Source organism: Neisseria perflava (assembly GCF_024170405.1).
Taxonomy (GTDB): Bacteria; Pseudomonadota; Gammaproteobacteria; order Burkholderiales; family Neisseriaceae; genus Neisseria; species Neisseria perflava_B.
In genome coordinates, this window is record NZ_JALJYC010000045.1 from 1 (window position 1) to 7,840 (window position 7,840).

The following is a 7,840-nucleotide window of genomic DNA, read 5'->3' on the forward strand; positions in this document are numbered from 1 at the left end:
GCGTTTTAACAACAGTGAAATAAAATCTCAAATTTCTATTTTGAAACAGTTAGTAAAAGGTAATTTGCTCTAATTATCTAGTACAGCCCCAAGAAGAAAGTCAGGCAGTTAATACAATATTGACCCAGATACACGCCCAACATCATGCGGTTGGTCAAAAGCTGTTTGATATAGCCGAGTTTCGGGCCTTGGTTTTGTTCGGCATTGTCACGGCGCTCGTCCATATTGGTCAGTGCACCACCAGCTTCAATATAGTCGATTTCAGCCTGATTGACACGCGGGTGTTCTTTCGGGCCGTGTACCACCACCAGCCACACCAAGCTCATCAAAATACCCAAACCACCCATAAAGATGAAGACAGACTGCCAACCCATTTCCACGGTCAGCCAACCCATAATCGGGGCAAAAATCACAGTGGCAAAATATTGTGCAGAGTTAAAAATCGCAACCGCAGTGGCGCGTTCCTTGGCCGGAAACCAAGCCGCCGCAATACGGCTGTTGCCCGGGAAAGAAGGCGATTCGGCAATGCCCACCAAAAAGCGCAGGCTGAACAGAATCACCAAGGCCCACATGCCGCTGAACATCCCAACACCGGCTTGCAGCAGGGTAAACAGCGACCAAAAGAAGATACTGCAGAAATACACTTTTTTAGAACCGAATTTATCCAGCAGCCAGCCGCCCGGAATCTGACCGATCACATATGCCCATGAGAAAGCCGAGAAAATCCAACCCATGCCGGCGGCGTCAATGCCCACAGCGTCGGACATCGGTTTGCCCGCAATCGCCATGGTGGTGCGGTCGCCATAGTTGACCGCCGTTACCAAAAACAGTAAGACGACAATCACCCAGCGCACGTGGGTAGGTTTCATGCCTGAACCGTTTGCGGCAGGCTGGGTAGCAAGGGTTTCGTTACTCATGATTTTGCTCCTAGATGAAAAAGCATAACTGTTCATAAATTAATGAGAATTATAGGTTTATGTTTTAATAAAATAATTGGGCAGATGTTGCGATTGTGGTTGGTCGGGCGTGTGATTTTTTGTGCGATGTGATAAAAATGCTGTAAATTGGTTATTTATATCAAATATTTTTTGATTTTTTTGGAAAAATTGGAAATGGAGAGCCTTGGATTTTTGATGGATAAGCTGCTGTTAAGGAGGTTAATTTGATGTTTATTTGCCTTATGAATTTTTATTAAATAATAAATATTATGATATAAATATTTTAAAGACGGCGGAGAAAGCGCAGGCCGTCTGAAAAAGGATACGTCGGGCGGGTGGTTTTCAGACGGCATCTGATGGGTTATATCTTATATATAGATATAGTAGGAAGGCGGAGAGCCATACATCTCAGGCGGTTTGTCCTATCATATATAAATAAGTATGGCGCAGAGATACCCGCCCTATGGTTGAAGTATCTTTTATTGTCAAAAACGCCATTTTCGGCATAACCGACAAAGCCGGGTCGTCAAATGCACATATTTTCATTTGGATTTGGCTGATATTTTGTTAATTTGCACGATGATTAATTACAGGGGAAAAACTAAACTGTCTGCAATTTCTGATTCTGAAAACAAGGAGCGGTATCATGAATGAAAAATATGTTCCCAACACCCTGCGCCAACGCTTGCACAAAGGCGAGCAATTAATCGGTTGCTGGAGTTCGTTGGGCAGTCCGATTACCACCGAAGTATTGGGTTTGGCCGGATTCGATTGGATTTTGTTGGACGGCGAACACGCCCCCAACGATGTATTGTCTTTCGTACCGCAGCTGATGGCCTTGAAAGACAGCAGCAGCATGCCGATTGTGCGCCCGCCCAAAAACGATCCCGTGATTATCAAACGCCTGCTGGACATCGGCTTCTACAATATTCTGGTACCGTATGTCGAAACCGAAGAAGATGCGCTGCAAGCCGTGGCTTCCACCCGTTATCCGCCAGTCGGTATCCGTGGCGTATCGGTATCCCACCGCAACAACGGCTACGCCACCATTCCCGATTATTTCAAAGTGATTAACGACAACATCGGCGTGATTGTACAAGTCGAAAGCCGTTTGGGTGTGGAAAACGTAGAAAAAATCGCCGTCGTTGACGGCGTGGACTGCCTGTTTGTCGGCCCGGGCGATTTGTCCGCCGCGCTGGGTTATTTGGGTCAACCCAACCATCCCGAAGTGCAAAAAGTGATCCAACATATTTTCGCCACTGCGAAAAAATACGGCAAAGCCTGCGGTATCTTGGCACCGGCCGAAGAAGACGCACGCCGTTACATCAGCTGGGGCGCAACATTCGTCAGTGTCGGCAGCGACTTGGGCGTATTCCGCTCCGGCAGCCAGGCTTTGTGCAACAAATTTATTTCCAAATAAGCCATAACGGGCTTACAGACACATTTCATTTTTTAAATCAGCTTTGAAAGGAAAGTTATGAAAATCGGTTTTATCGGCTTGGGCATTATGGGCAAACCCATGAGCAAAAACCTGTTGAAAGCAGGTTACGAATTGGTGGTGTTGGACACCAACAAAGCAGCGGTTGACGATGTGGTTGCCGCCGGTGCGAAAAGCGCCGCCACCCCGAAAGAAGTTGCCGAGCAGGTTGATGTCGTTATCACCATGCTACCGAACTCTCCGCAGGTGAAAACCGTGGTATTGGGCGAAAACGGCGTGATTGAAGGCGCGAAAGCCGGTTCGGTCGTGATTGACATGAGTTCGATTGCACCTTTGGCCAGCCGCGAAGTGTACGCCGAATTGGAGAAAAAAGGCGTGGACATGCTGGACGCGCCGGTTAGCGGCGGCGAACCGAAAGCCATCGACGGCAGCTTGTCTGTGATGGTCGGCGGTCAGAAAGCCGTATTCGACAAATACTATGACGTGATGAAAGCGATGGCCGGTTCGGTGGTTTATACCGGTGAAATTGGCGCGGGCAACGTGACCAAACTGGCAAACCAAGTAATTGTGGCCTTGAACATCGCTGCCATGTCGGAAGCGCTGGTGTTGGCAACCAAAGCTAGCGTGGATCCGGAATTGGTTTACCAAGCCATTCGCGGCGGCTTGGCCGGCAGCACCGTGTTGGATGCTAAAGCGCCGATGGTGCTCGACCGCAACTTCAAACCGGGCTTCCGCATTGATTTGCACATCAAAGACTTGGCAAACGCTTTGGACACTTCCCACGGTGTCGGCGCCACTCTGCCGCTGACTGCCGCCGTGATGGAAATGATGCAGGTTCTGAAGCTGGACGGCCACGGTCAGGAAGACCACAGCGCCTTGGCTCGCTATTACGAAAAACTGACCAACAGCGAAGTGAAACGTTCCAACTAATCCCGATACACGGATACCGCCGGTCTGCGGGCAGAACGGCGGATGTTGCAGAAAGGGGAGATTGGATAATCTCCCCCTTTTTTGCCGACAGTGCCGTTTCAGACGGCCTGTATCGGAGAGTCATCAAAGAGAGCAGAGCAAATGAAAATCCTCATCGCACCGGATTCTTACAAAGAGAGCCTGTCTGCCCTGCAGGTAGCCGATCATATCGAACAGGGATTTAAAACCGTGTTTCCGCAAGCGGAGTACGTCAAAGTACCCGTGGCCGACGGTGGCGAAGGCACGGTCGATACCATGATTGAAGCCACCGACGGCGAAAAAATCGAATGTCGCGTGACCGGCGCCTTGGGCGAGCCACAGCAAGCCTTTTGGGGTTTGTCGGGCAGCGGCAAAATCGCGTTTATCGAGATTGCCTCCGCCAGCGGCTTAGAGCAAGTGCCGTCTGAAAAGCGCAACCCGCTCATCACCACCACTTACGGCGTGGGCGAATTGATTTTGGATGCACTGGATAAAGGCGTGCGCCACTTCATTATCGGTTTGGGCGGCAGCGCCACCAACGATGGCGGCGCCGGTATGTTGCAGGCTTTGGGCGTAAAACTTTCAGACGGCCAAGGCCAAGCCCTGCCTTACGGCGGCGCGGCGCTGGCAGATTTGGCGCACATCGACATCAGCGGTTTGGATGGCCGTCTGAAAGACTGCCGTTTTGATGTTGCTTGCGACGTGACCAATCCGCTGGTGGGTAAAAATGGCGCGTCGCATGTGTTTGGACCGCAAAAAGGCGCAACGCCCGAGATGGTGGTGCAACTGGATAAAGCCTTAGACCACTATGCCGATGTGATTCAGCGCGACTTGAACATCGCCGTGAAAGAGCTGCCCGGTGCAGGCGCGGCAGGCGGTTTGGGCGCGGCTTTTGCCGGCGTTTTGGGCGGCAGCCTGCAAAGCGGTATCGGTATTATTACCGCTTTACTGGATTTGGAAGGTAAAATGCAGGGCGCAGACTTGGTGATTACCGGCGAAGGCCGTATCGACAGCCAGAGCATTAACGGTAAAGTCCCGGTCGGCGTGGCGGCCTTGGCGAAGAAACACGGCATTCCGGTCATCGGCATTGCCGGCAGCTTGGGGCAGGGCGTGGAAGTGGTAAACGCCTACGGCATTGACGCCGTGTTCAGCATTCTCAACAAATGCTGCACCTTCCCCGAAGCCGCCGCCGATGCTGCGGATAATCTGGAACTGGCCGCCCGCAACATCGCCAAACTGCTGAAAATGCGGTTGCCTGACTGAAACTTGAGGAGTACGCCGTGTCGGTTTATTCATTAGACAAAAAACTCGCGCAAAAAATCGTTGAGCGCACGATGGACATCATCGGCTGTAACGTCAATATTATGGACGCCAAAGGCCGGATTATCGCCAGCGGCGACGAAGAGCGTATCGGCGAAACCCACGACGGCGCTTTGCTGGCGCTGTCGCAGGAGCGCATTGTCGATATTGACGTGGATACCAAAAACCTGCACGGCGTGCGCCCGGGCGTCAACCTGCCTTTGCGTTTGGACGGCGAAATCATCGGCGTAATCGGCTTGACCGGCGACCCGCTGCACCTTAAAGAATTCGGCAAAATGGTGTGCATGACCGCCGAAATGATGTTGGAGCAGGCGCGGTTGTTTGAAATGCTGGCGCAAGACGCACGCTTGAAAGAAGAGCTGATTTTAAACCTGATTTCCGCCGAACAGATTACGCCCGCCATGAACGAATGGGCCAACCGCCTCGGCGTGGATTTGTCCATGCCGCGCGTGGTGTGCATTATCGAAGTGGAAAGCGGCCATCTCGGTATCGATGCCGTGAGCAACGAATTGCACAACCTGCAAAACCTGCTCAACTACCCCGAGCGCGACAATCTGGTGGCGATTTTATCGCTGACCCAAATCGTGATTTTGAAACCCGCGCTGGATGCCTTCGGCCGCTGGGACGTACACAACCACATGGAGCGCGTGCGCCTTTTGGTGTCGCGCATGAACGAACAAACCTCGCTCAACGTGCGCATTGCGCTGGGTAATTATTTTGCCGATTGCGGCGAAGACAACCACATCGCGCTGTCGTATCAGACGGCCAAAACCACCTTGGAAGTGGGCATGAACCGTTTTCCCGATCAGCGCATTTACAATTATCAGGAGCTGGTGTTGCCCGTGTTGCTCAACCAGCTCAAAGACGGCTGGCAGCGGCGCGAACTCGAGCGCACGCTCGACCGCCTCAAACACGCCGACAAAAACGGCCTGCTGGTCAAAACGCTGCTGGCTTGGTTCGACCACAATATGCAGGCCGCCGCCACCGCGCAGGCGCTGTTTATCCACCGCAACACGTTGGAATACCGCCTGCACAAAATCTCCGAGCTGACGCGCCTGGATTTGAACCATACCGACGACCGCTTTTTGCTGTATATCGCGGTGCATATGGTGTAAAACTTTAAGGATAAAGCAATACCGTCTGAAAAAACATTTTCAGACGGTATTGCTTTTGTAGGTTGTGCCTTGACCCAACAGCATAGCAGATAATCAGTAGAATGTTGGGTCAAGACCCAACCTACGCAGTGTTTACCCTTTCAACCGCCCCTCGCGCACCAAAATTGCTTCCGCATAGTCGCAGCTGCTGGCAAGATCCAAACCAAGTTTTTCCGCTTCGGCGACGGCGGCATTGACCAAATGCCGCGCCAAGCCTTGGCCTCGGTATTTTGGGTTGATTCGGGTGTCGGTAATATCAAAACGGCCATCGGCAATGCGGTAATGCAGCAGGCCGATTTCGCCGTCTTCCGTATTAATCAGAGTGAAACGCTGCAAAGCAGGCTCGTGGCGGATATCGGGCATGATGGGCTCCTTGCGGTAAAAAATAAAGGCAATGCCAGTATAAAAGCTCCGCCCGAAAACAACAACCGAAAAGGCCGTCTGAAAAGCGCGAATGCACAATCACAGATTATTGCAACGCTGGTTCAGACGGCCTTTGGCATGAAAAACCATCCAGATATAGAGAGCGTGACTCCATATAAGCCAAATGTAGCAATCAAGCTGGAAAAGTTTGGATTTCGGCAACAGATTCCGAGGGCTAGGGAGAGGGCAAAACGGCTAAATTTTAAAAATCGCTTCCCAAACCGCCCACCTAAAATAAATCAAATCAATCCCGCCAACTTCATTTCCCGCTTGATATACGCATAATAAATCGGCGCGGCGACAATGCCGCCAATGCCGAAAATATGTTCCGCCGCAATCATCACAATCAGCAATTCCCAAGCCGTTGATTCGATTTGCGAGCCGATGATTTTCGCGTTTAAAAAATACTCCAGCTTGTGAATTACCACCAAAAAGATAAGCGAAGCCGCCGCCGTCAAAAGCGACACGCCCGAGCTGAGAATCACGATAATCGTATTCGAAATCAAATTGCCCGCCACCGGAATCAGCCCGACAATAAACGCCACCACCAAAGCCGTATATTTAAACGGCACATCCGCGCCGAAGAGCGGTAGCAACACGCAGAGATAAATCCCCGTCAGCAGCGTATTTACCGCCGAAATCTTCGCCTGCGCCAAAAACACCTGCGCAAAGCTGTTTTTAAAATGCACAATCCGCGCAATCAGCTCCGTTTTAAACAGCGGCATGGATTCGCTGCTGAAACGATGGCTCAAACTGTGGAAGCTCAACATCGCGCCGATAACAATCCCTAAAATGATATATACTAGATTTTTCAGGCTGTTTTTACTGATACGCGTCAGCTCCGCGCCGTAATTCTCCACCAGCGCCACCGCCTGCTGCTTGATGTCGTCCAAATTCGACGGCAGCACATTGCGGATAAACTCCGGCAGCGCCGCGCTGTGTTTGGTGTCCGCCAAAATCCCCGATAGCTTGCCCAACATCGCCCCGATATGATTGCCGTGGATAAAATGATAAATCCCCAGCGACAGCAAAGCCACCGCCAAACATACTACGCCGATAATCAAAATCGTAGATAACACATTGATATTGTGCGCATTCATCCACATGCGAAAATGCGCGCTGCGCCCAAACGCCCGCCGCCGCAGCCACAAAATCCAATGGCCGGTTTTTTCGATAAAAATATAAGTAATCAAAATGGCAAACAGCAGCGGCAGAAAATGGAATTGCACAATCAGCAGCAGCGTCAGGCCGGTAAGAATATAGGTGGCAATTTGGAATTTGTTCGTCATAAGAATAGCGGGTCAAGATGGGAGATAAAACAGACGGGTATTGTAGCAAAGACAGGGCGGGGCGTATTGCGGGGAAGCGTAAAAGCGGTAAAGATTGGGAAGGAAAAGGCCGTCTGAAAAATGGGAGATTTTCAGACGGCATAGCATACATGAAATTTAAGAAAGAGATATTGGGTGTTTTCAATGCAACTAACTTATGTTTACGTATTCTCTTTTCCTATGCTTTAGATCTTTTGTTTTGGGGCTGTACTAGATAATTAGAGCAAATTACCTTTTACTAACTGTTTCAAAATAGAAATTTGAGATTTTATTTCACTGTTGTTAAAACGC

General features: G+C 50.6%; 9 protein-coding genes. 6 read left to right on the top strand and 3 right to left on the bottom strand.

The annotated features are described in order from the left end of the window. Window positions 1-77 precede the first annotated feature (77 nt). Window positions 78-917, bottom strand: coding sequence for an MFS transporter (locus J2T37_RS11225; RefSeq protein WP_301286385.1), 840 nt, complete (start codon window positions 915-917; stop codon window positions 78-80). 667 nt (window positions 918-1,584) lie between these two features. Between J2T37_RS11225 and garL the strand changes: the two genes are divergently transcribed. From garL to J2T37_RS11245, 4 genes are all read left to right on the top strand, one after another. Continuing rightward, window positions 1,585-2,358 (top strand): 2-dehydro-3-deoxyglucarate aldolase, encoded by a 774-nt coding sequence (garL, locus tag J2T37_RS11230; RefSeq protein WP_253355951.1) that lies wholly within the window; start codon window positions 1,585-1,587, stop codon window positions 2,356-2,358. 57 nt (window positions 2,359-2,415) lie between these two features. Continuing rightward, a complete protein-coding gene (gene garR / locus J2T37_RS11235) occupies window positions 2,416-3,306 on the top strand; it encodes a 2-hydroxy-3-oxopropionate reductase (RefSeq protein ID WP_253355953.1) in 891 nt (296 codons plus the stop codon). Window positions 3,307-3,447: 141 nt separating this feature from the next. Continuing rightward, complete coding sequence (locus J2T37_RS11240; protein WP_253355955.1) at window positions 3,448-4,587, top strand: glycerate kinase; 1,140 nt, start codon at window positions 3,448-3,450, stop codon at window positions 4,585-4,587. A gap of 17 nt (window positions 4,588-4,604) precedes the next feature. Then, a complete protein-coding gene (locus J2T37_RS11245) occupies window positions 4,605-5,759 on the top strand; it encodes a CdaR family transcriptional regulator (protein ID WP_253355957.1) in 1,155 nt (384 codons plus the stop codon). 132 nt (window positions 5,760-5,891) lie between these two features. On the opposite strand, the gene J2T37_RS11250 is transcribed toward J2T37_RS11245, so the two are convergent. Continuing rightward, entirely contained in the window at window positions 5,892-6,161 is a 270-nt protein-coding gene (locus tag J2T37_RS11250) for a GNAT family N-acetyltransferase (RefSeq protein WP_253355958.1), read from the bottom strand. Here J2T37_RS11250 and J2T37_RS11255 point away from each other — a divergent pair. Beyond that, entirely contained in the window at window positions 6,144-6,506 is a 363-nt protein-coding gene (locus tag J2T37_RS11255) for a hypothetical protein (protein ID WP_253355959.1), read from the top strand. The genes J2T37_RS11250 and J2T37_RS11255 overlap by 18 nt on opposite strands. On the opposite strand, the gene J2T37_RS11260 is transcribed toward J2T37_RS11255, so the two are convergent. Further along, window positions 6,461-7,510, bottom strand: coding sequence for an AI-2E family transporter (locus J2T37_RS11260; protein WP_253355960.1), 1,050 nt, complete (start codon window positions 7,508-7,510; stop codon window positions 6,461-6,463). The genes J2T37_RS11255 and J2T37_RS11260 overlap by 46 nt on opposite strands. A gap of 17 nt (window positions 7,511-7,527) precedes the next feature. Here J2T37_RS11260 and J2T37_RS11265 point away from each other — a divergent pair, with 17 nt between their 5' ends. Further along, window positions 7,528-7,767: a hypothetical protein gene (locus tag J2T37_RS11265; protein WP_253355961.1), complete on the top strand. Its 240-nt coding sequence runs from the start codon at window positions 7,528-7,530 to the stop codon at window positions 7,765-7,767. The last annotated feature ends 73 nt before the right edge of the window (window positions 7,768-7,840 follow it).

Bases quoted from the DNA above. Each gene is read 5' to 3' on its own strand.
- J2T37_RS11240 (WP_253355955.1), top strand. From the start codon at position 3,448: ATGAAAATCCTCATCGCACCGGATTCTTACAAAGAGAGCCTGTCTGCC.
- garL (WP_253355951.1), top strand. From the start codon at position 1,585: ATGAATGAAAAATATGTTCCCAACACCCTGCGCCAACGCTTGCACAAA.
- garR (WP_253355953.1), top strand. From the start codon at position 2,416: ATGAAAATCGGTTTTATCGGCTTGGGCATTATGGGCAAACCCATGAGC.
- J2T37_RS11250 (WP_253355958.1), bottom strand. From the start codon at position 6,161: ATGCCCGATATCCGCCACGAGCCTGCTTTGCAGCGTTTCACTCTGATT.
- J2T37_RS11265 (WP_253355961.1), top strand. From the start codon at position 7,528: ATGGGAGATAAAACAGACGGGTATTGTAGCAAAGACAGGGCGGGGCGT.
- J2T37_RS11260 (WP_253355960.1), bottom strand. From the start codon at position 7,510: ATGACGAACAAATTCCAAATTGCCACCTATATTCTTACCGGCCTGACG.
- J2T37_RS11225 (WP_301286385.1), bottom strand. From the start codon at position 917: ATGAGTAACGAAACCCTTGCTACCCAGCCTGCCGCAAACGGTTCAGGC.